This is a genomic window from Mycobacterium sp. UM_Kg27, from assembly GCF_000972905.1.
Classification (GTDB): domain Bacteria; phylum Actinomycetota; class Actinomycetes; order Mycobacteriales; family Mycobacteriaceae; genus Mycobacterium.
This window is the reverse complement of sequence record NZ_JRMM01000108.1, coordinates 1-15,375: the sequence shown is the minus strand read 5'-3', so window position 1 is coordinate 15,375 and position 15,375 is coordinate 1. Positions and strand designations below refer to the sequence as shown.

The window sequence follows — 15,375 nt, the reverse complement described above, 5'->3', positions numbered from 1 at the left end:
GCTCGGCTGGGATACCCCAGCCGAGCGTCTGCGTGATCTACTACTGGCCAATTAACCACCAGTGTTGCGACGACCCCTTGAAACCGCCCTGGGTGCCGGTCTCCGGGGGTTTCGCCTTGCCGGGCCTGGCCTCTTCCGAAGTCCACCTGGAGCCGGGTGGGCCACCTGCTCGGCTCCAGGGTGTGCGGTTCACATGCGACGGCGCCGGCGGGGTGGCCCCGGGCCGGTGCGATTGGGTCCGCACCGGCTCGACTCGATACCCTGGTAACGCCACAACTCGCCTCACCAGGAGATCCCCATCAGCAGTTTCGCCGACCAGACCTTCACCGCGCCGGCGCAGATACGGAACTTCTGCATCATCGCCCACATCGACCATGGCAAATCCACCCTGGCCGACCGGATGCTGCAGCTCACCGGCGTCGTCGACGACCGATCGATGCGTGCCCAGTACCTGGACCGAATGGACATCGAGCGGGAACGCGGCATCACCATCAAGGCGCAGAACGTTCGGCTGCCCTGGACGGTCAAGGACGACCCGGAGACGGGCCCGCGTAACGGAGCTGAAGCCGGCGACTACGTGCTGCACCTGATCGACACCCCCGGTCACGTCGACTTCACCTACGAGGTGTCGCGCGCGCTGGAGGCCTGCGAGGGCGCCATTCTGCTGGTCGACGCCGCCCAGGGCATCGAAGCCCAGACCCTGGCGAACCTGTACCTGGCGCTGGACCGTGAGCTCACGATCATCCCGGTGCTCAACAAGATCGACCTGCCCGCGGCCGACCCGGAGCGTTACGCCGCGGAACTGGCCCACATCATCGGGTGCGAGCCCGAAGACGTGCTGAAAGTCTCCGGTAAGACCGGCGAAGGCGTGGCCGAGTTGCTCGACGAAGTGGTGAAGCAGGTGCCGGCGCCCACCGGCGACGCCGACGCGCCGGCACGGGCGATGATCTTCGACTCCGTCTATGACATCTACCGCGGAGTGGTCACGTATGTCCGGGTCGTCGATGGCAAGATCACCCCTCGCGAGAAGATCGCGATGATGTCCACCGGTGCCACCCACGAGCTGCTCGAGGTCGGCATCGTCTCCCCGGAACCCAAGGCCACCAAGGGCCTTGGCGTGGGCGAGGTGGGTTACTTGATCACCGGTGTGAAGGACGTGCGTCAATCGAAGGTCGGCGACACCGTCACCACTGCCCGGGGCGGGGCCACCGAGGCGCTCACCGGATACCGCGAGCCCAAGCCGATGGTTTATTCCGGGCTCTACCCGGTCGACGGGTCTGACTACCCGAACCTGCGCGAGGCGCTGGACAAACTGCAGCTCAACGATGCTGCCCTGACCTACGAGCCGGAAACCTCGGTGGCATTGGGCTTCGGCTTCCGGTGCGGCTTCCTGGGCCTGCTGCACATGGAGATCACCCGAGAGCGGCTGGAACGCGAGTTCAACCTCGACCTGATCTCAACCTCGCCCAACGTTGTCTACCGGGTGATCGCTGAAGACAACAGCGAGATCGTCGTCACCAACCCGTCGGACTGGCCGGAAGGCAAGATCCGCACCGTCTTTGAGCCGGTCGTCAAGACCACCGTGATCGCCCCGAGCGAGTTCGTCGGCACCATCATGGAACTGTGCCAGTCTCGCCGTGGGGAACTCGGCGGCATGGACTACCTCTCTCCGGAACGTGTCGAACTGCGCTACACGATGCCGTTGGGCGAGATAATCTTCGACTTTTTCGATTCGCTGAAGTCGCGCACGCGGGGCTACGCCAGCCTGGACTACGAAGAGGCCGGCGAGCAGGAGGCCGACTTGGTCAAAGTCGACATCCTGCTGCAGGGCGAGGCGGTGGACGCGTTCAGTGCGATCGTCCACAAAGACTCGGCTTCGGCCTACGGCAACAAGATGACCACCAAGCTCAAGGAACTGATTCCGCGTCAGCAGTTCGAAGTTCCGGTGCAGGCCGCGATCGGCTCGAGAATCATTGCCCGCGAAAACATCCGGGCCATCCGTAAGGACGTGCTGTCCAAGTGCTACGGCGGTGACATCACCCGTAAGCGCAAACTGCTGGAGAAGCAGAAAGAGGGCAAGAAGCGGATGAAGACCATCGGCCGGGTCGACGTGCCGCAGGAGGCGTTCGTCGCGGCGCTGTCGACCGACAGTGGGGGCTCTGCCGGGGATAAGGCCAAGAAGTAGTGGCCGTCCGGGCAGGCGCAGTCGCGGCGGGCGCTGCGGCAGTCGCGCTGTTGGCCGGTGGGTGCACCACGGTGGTTGCCGGAACCGTCCGGCCCGCCCCCGGATTGGCGCCGACGCCCGTGACCGGGATGGCGGTCCGTCAGGTCCTGCTCGACGACTCAGAGCTGTCGAAGCTGACCGGCCGGCCTTTCCGCAGTGATCTCACCCTGCCGCCGCGGTTCGGCGGCCTCGACGATCTGCCCGACGCCTGGGCATCGGCGGAGCCGGGAGACTGCGTCGGTGCAGCGGTGGGCGGCCAGCGCAGCGTTTACAGCGTCGCGACGGTGCGCGACGTGGCCCACGAGTTCTGGGACAGCTCAAGCGACGAGGATTCGCCGCTGACCGGGGTGGCCGAGGCGGTGATCGCGCTGGACAGTTCCGCAGACGCCGACGCGCTCTTCGAGAAGTTCGCTCAGCAGTGGGGCAGCTGTGACGGGGTAGTGGTGACGCGGGACAGCGGGACTGACGACGAGGCCAGCGGTGAGATCACCGACGTCTCCGACCAGGACGCGGTATTGGTGGCCACGGTGCGAACCAGCGTGGATGGCGAGGCGGGACTACGGGTTTCGCGGGCGCTCGCGGCGCGGGTGAACTGTGTCGTCGATGTCGACGTGTTCTGGTTCGTCGACGAGGAGGAACACTCGGGGGCGCCACCTGCGGGGGACAGCACCGCCGCTGACCTGGCCCGCGCGATGTTGGACAAGGTGCGCAACATCAGCGGGTAGAGGCGGGACCGGCGTGACAAGCGCACTACATCGGCGCGTTCGCGGGCTGGAAACCGCCGGTGGAGTCGGCCTCCTCCTCGGCCCGAATCACGTGGACGACCGCGTTGATCAGCGCCAGGTGGGTGAAGGCCTGCGGGAAGTTGCCCAAGTGCCGGCCGGTGCGGGGCTCGATCTCCTCGGCGTAGAGATGCAACGGGCTGGCGAACGACAGCAGCCGCTCACACAGGTGCTTGGCCCGGCTCACCTCGCCGATCTCCACCAGTGCCGATACCAGCCAGAACGAGCAGATGGTGAAGGTGCCCTCGGCGCCGGACAGCCCGTCGTCGGTCTCCTCGGTGCGATAGCGCAGCACCAGGCCGTCTTCGGTGAGTTCTTCGGCGATCGCCATGACGGTGGCGCGCACCCGCGGATCGTCGGCCGGCAGGAAGCGGGTCAGCACCACCAGCAGCAACGATGCGTCCAGTGCGGTGCTGCCGTAAGTCTGGGTCAGCACGCCGCGGGAATCCACTCCGTTGGCCAGCACGTCGGCCTTGATCTCCTCGGCGATCGCCCGCCACTGCTTGGCGTAGGAGACCGCGCCCTGCAGTTCGGCCAGTTTCGACCCGCGGTCCAGCGCCACCCAGCACATCACCTTCGACGAGGTGAAGTGCTGCGGTTCGCCGCGCACCTCCCAGATGCCTCGGTCGGGTTCGCGCCAGTGCTTGATGGCCTCTTCCACCTGACGTTTCAGCACCGGCCACAGGGTTTCTGGGATCTGCTCGCGAGACTTGGCGTGCAGGTAGACCGAGTCCAGCATGGTGCCCCAGATGTCGTGCTGTTGCTGGTTGTAGGCGCCATTGCCGATTCGCACCGGACGGGCGTTGTCGTAGCCGGACAGGTGGTCCAACTCCTGCTCGACCAGTTCATGCTCCCCGCCGACGCCGTACATCACCTGCAACGGGTGTTGTTGTCCGTTGTTCACGCCGGACACGTCGGCGATGAACGAGAAGAAGTCGTCGGCCTCGCGGTCTAGGCCCAGTGTGTACAGGCCCCACAGTGTGAATGCCGAGTCGCGCACCCAGCTGTATCGGTAGTCCCAATTCCGTTCGCCCTGAGGCGTTTCCGGCAGCGATGTGGTGGGCGCAGCCAGCAGTGCCCCGGTCGGCGAGTACGTCAGACCCTTCAGCGTCAGCGCGCTGCGCTGCAGGTACGAGCGCCACGGATGGTCGGGGAAGTTGCCGATGTTGATCCATTGCCGCCAGCATTCGGTGGTGTTCCACATCTTGTCTGCGGCTTCGGCATAGCTTTGCGGCGCGGGGTGTTTCGACCAGCTCAAGGCCACGAAGACGTCATCCCCCTCGGTCAGCCGGGTGCGGGCCCGGGCTTCACGGCCCTCCAGTCCCAGCCGCAGATTCGTTGTCAGTCGCAGGGTCGGATGGGCATCCGGATTCTGCCGGGCCCGCGCGATCGCCTCGCCGTAGGCGTTGGCCGAGTATTCCCAGGTGGCGCTGGTGCGGTGATAGTCGAACGCCGGCTCGCAGCTCATGGTCAGCTCGACGGTGCCACTGACGCAACGCACCGTGCGCAGCAGGATGTGCTCGGCGTCCCAGTCGGTGGGGGTGCGCCGGTGAGTCTGCGATCGTGCGTCGATGTCGTGCCATTTGCCCATCACCAGCGCGTCCCGCACGATCAGCCAGCCGGTGTGGGTCTGCCACGTGGTTTCCATGATCGGACTTCCGGGCAGGTAGCGGCGGGCCGCGGGCACCGACACCCCGTAGGGCCCGAGCCGGAAATGTCCGGCGCTGCGGTCCAACAGCGCACCGAAGACGCTGGGGGAGTCCGGGCGCGGCAGGCACATCCACTCCACCGATCCCGCTGCCGAGATCAGGCAGGTGTTCTCGCAGTCCGACAGAAACGCGTAGTCGGCGATCGGGGGAAACGGATTGCGGACCGAACTCGGTGTCGCCGCATACGGCACTGGGGCGGTCGCCGACAACGGGGGTGGCGTCGGAGCCGCGGTGCTGGTGCCTCCGGTGGACGCGGGGGTCTCCGAGGCGGTCTTGGCGGGTGCATCGCCCGGCGGGGTGTGCAGGTCCATGCCGTCATCATCTCTGGCGGCATGCCGCACGTCTACCCGGATCGGCCGATCGTGGCTCCGGCCGCAGGCTCGCCACGGCCACGGCGGCGACCCGCTTCGCCGCACTTGCGATCGCCGCTAAGGTTATGGGGGTGGTGGGCTTCCTGGGCTGGTGGGACGGTGTTGAGCTGTGGCTGTCGGGCCTCGGTTTCGTGGTACAGACCGCGGTGGTGATGCCGGTGGTGCTGTTGCTGGCCTACGGTCTTGCCTCGGCGCTGGACGCGGTGCTGGGAGAGGGAATTCGGGTGCGGGAACGAGTCCGGCACGGTCGCGACGGTGGGGTCCGCTGATGCCTCGTTCGCAGGTGACGTTGGTGCTGGTCGGGCTGATTGTGCTGGTAATCGTCAGCTGGTTGCTGACCCGCTAGGCCCGCTGCACCGGGCTGGACGCTGCCCGCCCCGGCCTCTGTTATGCTTCCCCGCATGTTCGCAGCGACCGGTGACCGGCAGCGCCAGTTTTTGGCGTTCCCGAAGCTCGCCGTGATCACTTCCGCTGTGGCCGACCTGCACTGTTGTCGCTGATACCGCACCCGTCGGCGTACCGGTGTCGTCTTTGTTGACGCACGTTCTGGAGAATCGAACGCCTTTCGCGATCCGACGGACAAGCATTCTTGCCGACGTCGATACGGATCGCCCGAAAGGTCATCAATGCCCAACACCATCGCGCGGAGCATCGCGCTGGCCCTGGCCACCGCCATGGCAGTCACCACACTCGCCGGGTGTGGCGGCGGACCCAGCGATGTCGTCGGAGGTGGCGAGCGCTCTGAAGCGCACACCACCCTGACGCTGGTGGCATACGCGGTTCCAGAACCCGGCTGGAGCAAGGTGATCCCAGCCTTCTACAACACCGAGGAGGGCGCCGACGTTCAGGTCGTCACCTCATATGGCGCATCGGGCGATCAGTCCCGCGGGGTCGCCAGCGGCAAACCCGCTGACATCGTGAACTTCTCGGTGGAACCCGACGTCACCCGATTGGTGAAGGCCGGCAAGGTCGCCGAGGACTGGAACGCCGATGTCACCAGGGGTATCCCGTTCGGTTCGGTGGTGACTTTGGTAGTGCGGCAGGGCAACCCCAAGCACATCAACGACTGGGACGACCTATTGCGGCCCGGGGTCGAGGTGATCAGCCCCAGCCCGCTGAGTTCTGGATCTGCCAAATGGAATCTGCTGGCTCCTTACGCCGTCAAGAGCGAGGGAGGCAAGAACCCGCAGGCCGGCCTGGACTTCATCGAGAAGCTGGTCGGTGACCATTTCAAGCTGCGCCCGGGCTCCGGTCGCGAGGCCACCGACGTGTTCCTGCAGGGCAGTGGCGACGTGCTGATCAGCTATGAGAACGAGGCTATCGCGGTCGAGCGCAAGGGCAAGCCGGTGGAGCACGTCAACCCGTCGCAGACCTTCAAGATCGAAAACCCGTTGGCTGTGGTGACCTCCAGTCGCCACCTTGACACTGTCACCGCGTTCAAGAATTTCCAGTACACGTCGGCGGCGCAGCGGCTGTGGGCCGAAGCCGGGTTCCGTCCGGCCGACCCGAGCATCGCCGAGGAATTCCGAAACGCGTTCCCGGATCCCGACAAGCTGTGGACCATCGCCGATCTCGGCGGGTGGGACGTTGTCGACAACTCGCTCTTCGACAAGTCGAACGGCGCCATCACCAAGATCTACACCCGGGTCACCGGATGAGCGCCGTACCGGTCACCGAGGAGACTCGGCTCGGCGACGGCGGGTCGCACTCCAGGTTCCGGCGTGAAGGGGTGTCGCTGCGCGTCGGTGCCGCCACGGTGTGGCTGTCGCTGATCGTGTTGGCGCCGCTGTCAGCGATCGCCTGGCAGGCCGGCGGCGGTGGATGGCGCGCCTTCGAGTTGGCGGTCACCTCGCACGCGGCGCTGCAGTCGTTCCGGGTGACGCTGACGATCGCGGCCGGCGTCACCGTGCTCAACCTGGTGTTCGGCCTGTTGATCGCGTGGGTTCTGGTGCGCGACGACTTCTTTGGCAAGCGCTTCATCGATGTGATCATCGATCTGCCGTTCGCGTTGCCCACCATCGTCGCGAGCCTGGTGATGCTGGCGCTCTACGGCCCCGCCAGCCCGGTGCACGTGCACCTGCAGCACACCGCCTGGGGCGTCGGCCTGGCGTTGGCGTTCGTCACGCTGCCCTTTGTGGTGCGGTCGGTGCAACCGGTGCTGCTGGAGATCGACCGGGAGGTCGAGGAAGCGGCCGCGTCGCTGGGTGCCTCCGGGTTGACCATCTTCCGCGCCGTGGTGCTGCCGGCGCTGACTCCGGCATTGTTGACGGGGGCGGGACTGGCGTTCTCCCGGGCGATCGGCGAGTTCGGCTCGGTGGTGTTGATCGGTGGCGCGGTGCCCGGTAAGACCGAGGTTTCCTCGCAGTGGATCCGCACCCTGATCGAGAACGACGACCGGACCGGGGCGGCGGCGATCTCGTTGGTGCTGCTCGCGGTTTCCTTCCTGGTGCTGCTCGCGTTGCGGGTGCTGGGATCGCGCGTGAGCAAGCGGCAGGAGAGGTCCTGATATGACGTCGACACGAAAATTCCGCTATCTGTTCCGGTTCCTGGCGGTGGCCTACGTCGGGCTGCTGTTGGTCGTCCCGGTGTCGCTGATCCTGTGGCGCAGCTTCGCGCCCGGGTTCGGGCAGTTCTTCGACTACATCTCCACCCCGGCTGCCATCTCAGCGCTGCAGCTGTCGCTGCTGGTGGTGGCCATCGTGGTGCCGCTGAACGTCATCTTCGGCATTCCGACCGCATTGGTGTTGGCGCGCAATAAATTCCGCGGCAAGGGCGCACTGCAGGCGATTATCGACCTGCCCTTCGCGGTCTCTCCGGTGATCGTCGGTGTGGCGCTGGTCGTGCTGTGGGGATCGGCTGGGCTGTTGGGCTTCGTCGAGAACGACTGGGGCTTCAAGATCATCTTCGGTCTGCCCGGCATCGTGCTGGCCAGCATCTTCGTCACGCTGCCGTTCGTGATCCGGGAAGTCGAACCGGTGCTGCACGAACTGGGCACCGACATGGAAGAGGCGTCGGCCACGCTGGGCTCGAGCTGGTGGCAGACGTTCTGGCGGATCACGCTGCCGTCGATCCGCTGGGGGCTGACGTACGGGATCGTGCTGACGGTGGCGCGCACCCTCGGCGAGTACGGTGCGGTGTTGATCGTGTCGTCGAACCTGCCCGGAAAATCCCAGACGCTGACGTTGCTGGTTTCTGACCGCTACAACCGCGGCGCCGAATACGGCGCCTACGCCTTGTCCACGCTGCTGATGACAGTGTCGGTGTTGGTCTTGATCGTTCAGGTGGTGCTCGACGTTCGGGCCGGAAAGGGAGACAAATGAGCAACGCAATCACGGTGCGTGGGGCGAACAAGCGCTACGGCGACTTCGTCGCGTTGGATAACGTCGACTTCGCGGTCCCGTCGGGTTCGCTGACGGCGCTGCTGGGCCCCAGCGGCTCGGGTAAGTCGACGCTGCTGCGGGCCATCGCCGGCCTGGATCACCCGGACAGCGGAACGGTCACCATCAACGGGGTCGACGTCACCGGTGTGCCGCCGCAGCGGCGCGGGATCGGATTCGTCTTTCAGCACTACGCGGCTTTCAAGCACATGACGGTGCGCGACAACGTGGCGTTCGGGCTCAAGATTCGCAAGCGGCCTAAGGCAGAGATCAAGGAAAAGGTCGACAACCTGCTGGAAGTGGTGGGACTCAGCGGTTTTCAGACCCGCTATCCCAACCAGTTGTCCGGCGGTCAGCGTCAGCGGATGGCCCTGGCGCGTGCCCTCGCGGTGGACCCGCAGGTGTTGCTGCTCGACGAGCCGTTCGGGGCGCTGGACGCCAAGGTCCGGGAAGACCTGCGGGCCTGGCTGCGCCGGCTGCACGACGAGGTGCATGTCACCACGGTGCTGGTCACCCACGATCAGGCCGAGGCGCTGGACGTCGCGGACCGGATCGCCGTGCTGAACCAGGGCCGTATCGAGCAGCTCGGTACCCCGACCGAGGTTTACGACGCTCCGGCGAACGCGTTCGTCATGTCGTTCTTGGGCGCGGTGTCCTCGCTTAACGGAGCGTTGGTCCGTCCGCACGACATCCGGGTCGGCCGCACCCCCGATATGGCGGTGTCCGCGGCCACCGTGGACGGCGCCGACGGGGTCGGGGTTTTGCGTGCCACCGTCGACCGGGTGGTGACTTTGGGCTTCGAAGTACGGGTCGAGCTCACCAACGCCGCCACGGGAGTGCCGTTCACCGCCCAGATCACCCGCGGCGACGCCGAAGCGCTCGCACTGGCCGAGGGGGACACCGTCTACGTGCGGGCCACCCGGGTGCCTCCGTTGAGTGACGTGGCGGCAGTAGGCGCGCCGGCGGTGCCGGCGTAGCGGCGCCAGATGTGTCCGGGCAAGGCCCGCCTTGGTGCGGGCCGTCCGGAATCCGTGAATCCACGAGTGACGCGTCGCTGCCTATTATCTGGATTCTGGTCCCGATTAGTTGACCTGAGACCACCCTTCAGCTAAGTTTTGCTCACGTTCAGTTCAGGTGATTCCCATACTCAGGGGGTGCTGGTGTCTTCTCGCCTTGGCAACCGGCCGCAGCGGCGTCGCGCCGGGCGGGCCGCAACGGCGTCCATGGCGCTGGGGATGACCATGCTGTTCGTCGGCAGCGCGCACGCCGATATTCCCGACTTCGACGACGTGCTGGGGGACACCGCCGTTCCGGTGGCGGACATCAGCACCGACGCGGACTCGCTGTCGACGCCGGATGGGCTGATCTTCGAGCCGCAGCTGGACCTCGATAGCCCCCTGGCTCAGCTCTCTTCGGAGACCGGTCCTGTGGTGGATGCGGACTCCGGTACGTCGACGCTACCGGTGGTGGGAGCGGAGGAGTTCGGTGCGACTGACGAGGTTGCCGGTCCGGCTGCGGCCACGACGGTTCCTCCGGGTCTTCACGAAGAAATCCAGTACTACCAAGCGATGTTGGCGAACTACGCCTCGCAGCGGGTCTACCTCTCCCCAGAGGAACGTGCGTTCTACGACCCGTATTACGAGAACCTCGCAAAGAGCCTGCAAATAATGCAGTGTTGGGAGCTCACCGGCGATATGAATAGTTGTATGGGCGTGCCCGGGGGCGGCGGCTTTCCAGGCGGCATCGGCAATCTTCCGGACATGAATGCGCCCTGGGCAGATCCTCTCCAGCTGCACAATCAAGTGGAGGACACAGTATTTCGCTTCATCAACGACCTTTTCATCGCGCCCCTATATATCGTTGGCAGCTGGATCTACACCGTTGGCACCTGGATCGGCTGGGCCACTGACCCTCTACTGCCGGTAGCGAAGTTCGCGACCGAAGTCGCCCACAACGTCGCGAAGGGGCTTGCCGACATGGTGGTAGGGCTGGCACGCGCTGTCACCGGCACGTAGTCATAGTCCCAATCAGGCAGCCAGCTCGGTGGCCAGCGCGGTCTCCACTCGGTCCAGCACGGTCGCGGCCACCAGGCGGTGCGCGCCGAGCGGCTCGGCTATCGGGATTCCCACCTGTGCGGCGTAGGCGGCGACCCGGTCGGTGATCCTGCCGTTGGCCAAGAACCACGGAGCGATCATCAGCTTGGTGGCACCGCGTGCCCGCAACCGTTCGACGGCTTCCGGCACCGACGGCTGGGGGCCCTCAGTGGCGAAGGCGACTTCCACTCCGGCCCAACGCGTTCCGCGAGACAACGGGGCTGCGATCGTGGCGGTCTGCGCGTTGGCCACCGGACGCGACGAGCCCACCGCGACCACCACCACACCCAGCTCCGGGTCGAATCGCGAAGCCCCGGCGCTCGACAGGCGTTCGCCGAGAACCTGCACCAGGCGGCTGTCCTCGCCCAGCGTCGAAGCGACCCGCACGGCGACGCCGGACTCCGCGATCATCGCCGGAATATCGACGCGGGCGTGGTAGGCGCTGGCCAACAGCAGGGGGGCGACGATGGTGTCACCGCCGGCGTGGCTGGTCTCGCGCAGCACATCGCTCAGGTTGGGGGAGCTGTGTTCGCAGAACGCCACGCGCACGGCGAGTTCGGGCGCCACCCGGCGCAGGTGCCCCGCGATCGCGCGAGTGTTGGCCGCCGCGCGCGGATCCCGGCTGCCGTGTGCGGTCAGCACCAGCGTGGTGGTCACGAGGCGTGAAGCCCGCATTCGGTCTTGGCCAGCCCGGCCCAGCGTCCGCTGCGCGGATCGGCGCCGGCCGCCGGCTTGATCGTGCACGGCGCGCAGCCGATCGATGGGTAACCTTCCTCGATCAGCGGGTTGACCAGCACATTGTTTGCGGCGATGTACGCGTCGAACTCCGCGTCGGACCACGCCGCGATCGGGTTGACCTTCACCAGACCGAACTGCTCGTCGAAGCTGATCAGCGGTGCGTTGGCACGCGTTGGCGCTTCCACCCGACGCAGCCCGGTGACCCACGCCGAGTAGTTGCGCAGGGTGCGAGACAGCGGCTCGACCTTGCGCAACCGGCAGCACAACGCCGGATTGGACCCGAACAGGTCTTTACCGTGGGCCGCATCCTGCTCCGCGACGGTCTGCTCCGGGATGACGTTGACCAACTGGATGTCGTACATCGACTCCACCGCGTCGCGGGTGCCGATGGTCTCGGCGAAGTGGTAGCCGGTGTCGAGGAACAGCACCGGAACCCCTGTGCGGACCTTGGCCGCGAGATCCACCAGCACCGCGTCGGCCATGTTGGAGGCCACCACGTAGTTGCTGGCGGAGGCGGGTCCACCTGAAGCGTCGAGCCCGTTCACCCCGCTGAAATTCGCATCCGTCCACTCCAGCAGCTCGGTGGCGCTGGCGCCGTCGAGTTCGGCCGCGCCCTTGGCGGCCAGCTCACGCAACTCCGCTTCGCTGTGCGGTCTCATCGCAGATCGTCTTCTTCGGCGCGCACCGCCCACTGCGCGAAACGCTCACCGGCGCTGCGTTGTTTGATGAAGTTGCGCACCACCCGTTCGATGTAGTCGCCGAGTTCGTCGCTGTAGACCTTGTGCTGACGCAGCTTGCGGCCGAACCCGCTGTCGGCGCCCAGGCTGCCGCCGAGGTGCACCTGGAAGCCGGGGACCGAATTGCCGTTGCCGTCGTCGATCATCTGGCCCTTGAACCCGATGTCGGCGACCTGGATGCGGGCGCACGAGTTCGGGCAGCCGTTGATGTTGACCGTGACCGGCACGTCCAGGACGGCGTTGAGGTCGTCGAGGCGTTGCTCGAGTTCGGGGACCAGGCTCTGGGCCCGCACCCGGGTCTCGACGAACGACAGCTTGCAGAACTCCAGTCCTGTGCAGGCCATCAGGTTGCGTCGCCACGGCGACGGATTGGCCGGCAGGCCCAGCGCGTCCAGCTCCGCCACCAGGCCGTCGACCTTGTCGTCGGGAACGTCGAGGATGACCAGCTTCTGGTACGGCGTGAACCGGGCCCGGTCGGAACCGACCTGCTCCATCAATTCCGCCACCTTGAGCAGCGTGGCACCGTTCACCCGGCCCGAGATCGGGGCCACCCCGACCGCGTTGTGGCCGTTGCGGGTCTTCTGCACCCCGACGTGGTCGACGGTCGCGGTGTGCTGCTCGGGTGCCGGCCCGTCGATCAGCGGGCGCTTGAGGTACTCGGTCTCGAGAACTTCGCGGAACTTCTCGACTCCCCAGTCCTTGACCAGGAACTTCAGCCGGGCCTTGGACCGCAGCCGGCGGTAGCCGTAGTCGCGGAACAGGCTCGTGACGGCCTCCCAGACATCGGGCACCTCATCCAGCGGCACCCAGGCGCCCAGGCGCTGAGCCAGCATCGGGTTCGTGGACAGGCCACCGCCGACCCACAGGTCCAGGCCGGGGCCGTGCTCGGGGTGGTTGACGCCGATGAAGGAGATGTCGTTGATCTCATGGGCGACGTCCGGCAGACCGGAGACGGCGGTCTTGAACTTGCGTGGCAGGTTGGCGAATTCCGGGTTGCCGATGTATCGGCGGACGATCTCGTCGAGTGCGGGGGACGGGTCGAGCACCTCGTCGAGCGATTCACCGGCCAGCGGAGACCCGAGCAGGCCACGCGGGCAGTCGCCGCAGGCCTCGATGGTCTGCAGCCCGACCGCGTCGAGCTGGTCCCAGATCTCTGGGACCTTCTCGATCTCGATCCAGTGATATTGCAGGTTGTTGCGGTCGGAGATGTCGGCGGTGTTGCGGGCGTAGTCGACCGAGATCTGTCCCAGTGTCCGCATCGCGGCGGCCGATAGCGCCTTGCCGTCGCAGCGCACCCGCATCATGAAGTACTTGGCCTCCAGCAGGTCGGCGTTCTCGTCGCCGGTGAAGGTGCCGTCGTAGCCCTGCTCGCGCTGGGTGTAGAGGCCCATCCAGCGGAAGCGGCCGCGCAGGTCGTCCTTGGCGATCGAGTCGAACCCCTGCTTGGAGTACACATCGACGATCCGGGCCTGCACGTTCAGCGCCGGGTCTTCCTGCTTGAACTGCTCGTTGTGGTTGACCGGTTCGGTCTCGCCGAGCGCCCATTGGGCTTCGCTGCGCTTTGCCCTGCTCGGGGGAGCAGTCGGAGTGGCGGTCATGAATTCTCCTTCAAAGAGGAGCCGGCGGGATTGCGCGCGGTTCACCGGCGACTGTCACCGGCGACGCAGATCCGGCGGCCAGCTGGAAAATACAGGTGGGCGGTTCTACGACATCAAGGCAGACAGCGACAGCTGCAGACACGCTTGAAATCGATATGCCGCCGAGCCACCAAGGCGACCCCGGACGAGGTGCAGTAGGCGGCGGTCACAGCGCCGATTATGCCATGGATGCCGAAAATCTTCCTTACCGGCGCAAAGTTGTGATCAGCGTGAGCAAAACTCATCTGGTGCTCGATGCTACGGCGGTCGAGCCGGGGGAGCGGATCGGAACGGCTCGGGGGCGGTGGCACTCGGCGTCGGGCCGCCGCGGACAGGCAGCCGATCGGAAGGCGGGTGGGATACGTGAGTGTCGACTTCGGATGGGAACCGGCGTGGGAACCACCGCCGGTGGCCGACCCGCCACCGCGCACGAGCGGCCGTGCACAGCTGCGCCGCTGGCTGGCCATGACGACGCTGGCGGCCACCGTCGGTTGCGGCGGATGGTTGGCGGTCCAGCATTACCAAACCCATCTCGCCGGTGAGCAGGCGCTGGAGGCCGCCGAGGCATATGTGTTGCGGCTGAGCAATATCGACGCCGACAACGTTGATCGCGATTTCGCCGACCTCACCGACGGATCGACCGGCCAGTTGCGGACCATGCACACCCGCTCCAGCGTGCAGCTGCGTCAGCAACTGATCGACAACAGGGCGACGGCGCGCGGGTACGTTGCCGAGGCTGTGCTGAAAACCGCCGACCGCAGCCACGCCGTGGTGGTGCTGCTGGTCGACCAGGCGGTGCGCAACGCCGACAACCCCGAACCGGTGCTCGACCACAGCCGGATCCGGATGACCATGGACAAGGTCGACGGCCGCTGGCTGGCCAGCAAGGTGGAGTTGGTATGAGGAAATTCACAGCGCTGACCGTCGGCGTGCTGCTGGTCGGAGCCGCTGAATGGTCCGGCGCGGCCGGCGCCGACCCGATCGACTGGGAAGCCATCGCCCTTTGCGAGTCCGGCGGGAACTGGTCGGCCGATACCGGCGACGGCGGCTACGGCGGGCTGCGGATCAGCGCCGCGGACTGGGACGCCAACGGCGGGGTGGGACTGCCCTCGCAGGCCACCAAGCAACAGCAGATCGCCGTCGCCAAGCGCATCATGGCCAACCGTGGTCCGGGGGCGTGGTCGGGATGCGTGTCGCGCGGCGGTGCCGGTGCGGCCGCGCCGGTCGGCTCGCTGGCCCATTATGTGACGACGCTCTACCAGGACACCCCGGGGCCCGGCGCGCGGGCCGACTGAGGCGCCGACGAACAGCGCCGCCGCGATGTCGTGGGATGATCGAGCCCCATGACCCCGACCCCGCCTGCCGTAGCGTTGCCCGACGTGGCGCCGGCCCGGCGCGGCCACGACGGCCAGTTCGGGGTGTACGTGCACGTGCCGTTCTGTTTCACCCGGTGCGGCTACTGCGACTTCAACACCTACACCCCGGCGGAGCTCGGCGGCGCAAACCCCGACGCCTGGGTAGCGGCGCTGGACAGGGAACTGGAACTGGCCGCAGCCCGGTTGGGTCCCCGGCCGGCCGACACGGTCTTCGTCGGGGGCGGCACGCCGTCGCTGCTGGGCGGGCCGCGGCTGGCGCGCGTGCTCGACCAGGTGCGGAAGCATTTCGGTCTGGCTGACGAGGCCGAGGTCACCACCTGTCTCTTATACA

The 15,375-nt window shown here is 66.6% G+C and carries 15 protein-coding genes; 11 read left to right on the top strand and 4 right to left on the bottom strand.

The features are described from left to right. Nucleotides 1-292: 292 nt before the first annotated feature. Entirely contained in the window at nt 293-2,185 is a 1,893-nt protein-coding gene (gene lepA / locus LI94_RS15890; protein ID WP_081654437.1) for a translation elongation factor 4, read from the top strand. Then, a complete protein-coding gene (locus LI94_RS15885; RefSeq protein WP_024440731.1) occupies nt 2,185-2,949 on the top strand; it encodes a sensor domain-containing protein in 765 nt (254 codons plus the stop codon). The genes lepA and LI94_RS15885 overlap by 1 nt, the downstream gene beginning before the upstream one ends. Nucleotides 2,950-2,974: 25 nt before the next feature. Here the strand turns inward: LI94_RS15885 and LI94_RS15880 are convergent, their stop codons facing one another. Then, a complete protein-coding gene (locus LI94_RS15880) occupies nt 2,975-5,026 on the bottom strand; it encodes a glycoside hydrolase family 15 protein (RefSeq protein ID WP_024440730.1) in 2,052 nt (683 codons plus the stop codon). A gap of 125 nt (nt 5,027-5,151) precedes the next feature. On the opposite strand from LI94_RS15880, the gene LI94_RS15875 reads away from it, so the two are divergent. From LI94_RS15875 to LI94_RS15850, 6 genes are all read left to right on the top strand, one after another. Continuing rightward, the gene (locus LI94_RS15875) at nt 5,152-5,355 is read left to right on the top strand and encodes a hypothetical protein (protein ID WP_024440729.1); all 204 of its coding nucleotides are present in this window, start codon (nt 5,152-5,154) and stop codon (nt 5,353-5,355) included. 405 nt (nt 5,356-5,760) lie between these two features. Next, the gene (locus tag LI94_RS15870) at nt 5,761-6,744 is read left to right on the top strand and encodes an extracellular solute-binding protein (RefSeq protein ID WP_036457166.1); all 984 of its coding nucleotides are present in this window, start codon (nt 5,761-5,763) and stop codon (nt 6,742-6,744) included. After that, nucleotides 6,741-7,592: a sulfate ABC transporter permease subunit CysT gene (gene cysT, locus LI94_RS15865; protein WP_024440727.1), complete on the top strand. Its 852-nt coding sequence runs from the start codon at nt 6,741-6,743 to the stop codon at nt 7,590-7,592. The genes LI94_RS15870 and cysT overlap by 4 nt, the downstream gene beginning before the upstream one ends. A gap of 1 nt (nt 7,593) precedes the next feature. After that, nucleotides 7,594-8,406, top strand: a complete 813-nt coding sequence (gene cysW / locus LI94_RS15860) for a sulfate ABC transporter permease subunit CysW (RefSeq protein ID WP_024440726.1) — start codon at nt 7,594-7,596, stop codon at nt 8,404-8,406. Then, nucleotides 8,403-9,440, top strand: a complete 1,038-nt coding sequence (locus LI94_RS15855) for a TOBE-like domain-containing protein (RefSeq protein WP_046301782.1) — start codon at nt 8,403-8,405, stop codon at nt 9,438-9,440. The genes cysW and LI94_RS15855 overlap by 4 nt, the downstream gene beginning before the upstream one ends. Nucleotides 9,441-9,698: 258 nt before the next feature. Continuing rightward, a complete protein-coding gene (locus LI94_RS15850) occupies nt 9,699-10,478 on the top strand; it encodes a hypothetical protein (RefSeq protein ID WP_192830984.1) in 780 nt (259 codons plus the stop codon). Nucleotides 10,479-10,490: 12 nt separating this feature from the next. Here LI94_RS15850 and LI94_RS15845 read toward each other — a convergent pair whose 3' ends face one another. From LI94_RS15845 to LI94_RS15835, 3 genes are read right to left on the bottom strand one after another with little or no spacing between them, the layout of a single operon-like run. Further along, nucleotides 10,491-11,231, bottom strand: coding sequence for a sirohydrochlorin chelatase (locus LI94_RS15845; RefSeq protein WP_046301780.1), 741 nt, complete (start codon nt 11,229-11,231; stop codon nt 10,491-10,493). Continuing rightward, entirely contained in the window at nt 11,210-11,953 is a 744-nt protein-coding gene (locus LI94_RS15840) for a phosphoadenylyl-sulfate reductase (RefSeq protein ID WP_046301779.1), read from the bottom strand. The genes LI94_RS15845 and LI94_RS15840 overlap by 22 nt, the downstream gene beginning before the upstream one ends. Beyond that, a complete protein-coding gene (locus tag LI94_RS15835; protein ID WP_024440722.1) occupies nt 11,950-13,629 on the bottom strand; it encodes a nitrite/sulfite reductase in 1,680 nt (559 codons plus the stop codon). Before LI94_RS15835 ends, LI94_RS15840 begins: the two co-directional genes overlap by 4 nt. A gap of 402 nt (nt 13,630-14,031) precedes the next feature. Here LI94_RS15835 and LI94_RS15830 point away from each other — a divergent pair, with 402 nt between their 5' ends. The 3 genes from LI94_RS15830 to LI94_RS15820 all read left to right on the top strand — a co-directional run. Beyond that, a complete protein-coding gene (locus LI94_RS15830; RefSeq protein ID WP_239651248.1) occupies nt 14,032-14,571 on the top strand; it encodes a hypothetical protein in 540 nt (179 codons plus the stop codon). Then, on the top strand, nt 14,568-14,963 hold the full coding sequence (locus LI94_RS15825) for a transglycosylase family protein (protein WP_046301778.1): 396 nt from the start codon (nt 14,568-14,570) through the stop codon (nt 14,961-14,963). The genes LI94_RS15830 and LI94_RS15825 overlap by 4 nt, the downstream gene beginning before the upstream one ends. Nucleotides 14,964-15,011: 48 nt before the next feature. Continuing rightward, nucleotides 15,012-15,375 (top strand): radical SAM protein (locus tag LI94_RS15820; protein WP_046301777.1); only part of this gene is annotated, 364 nt, incomplete at its 3' end.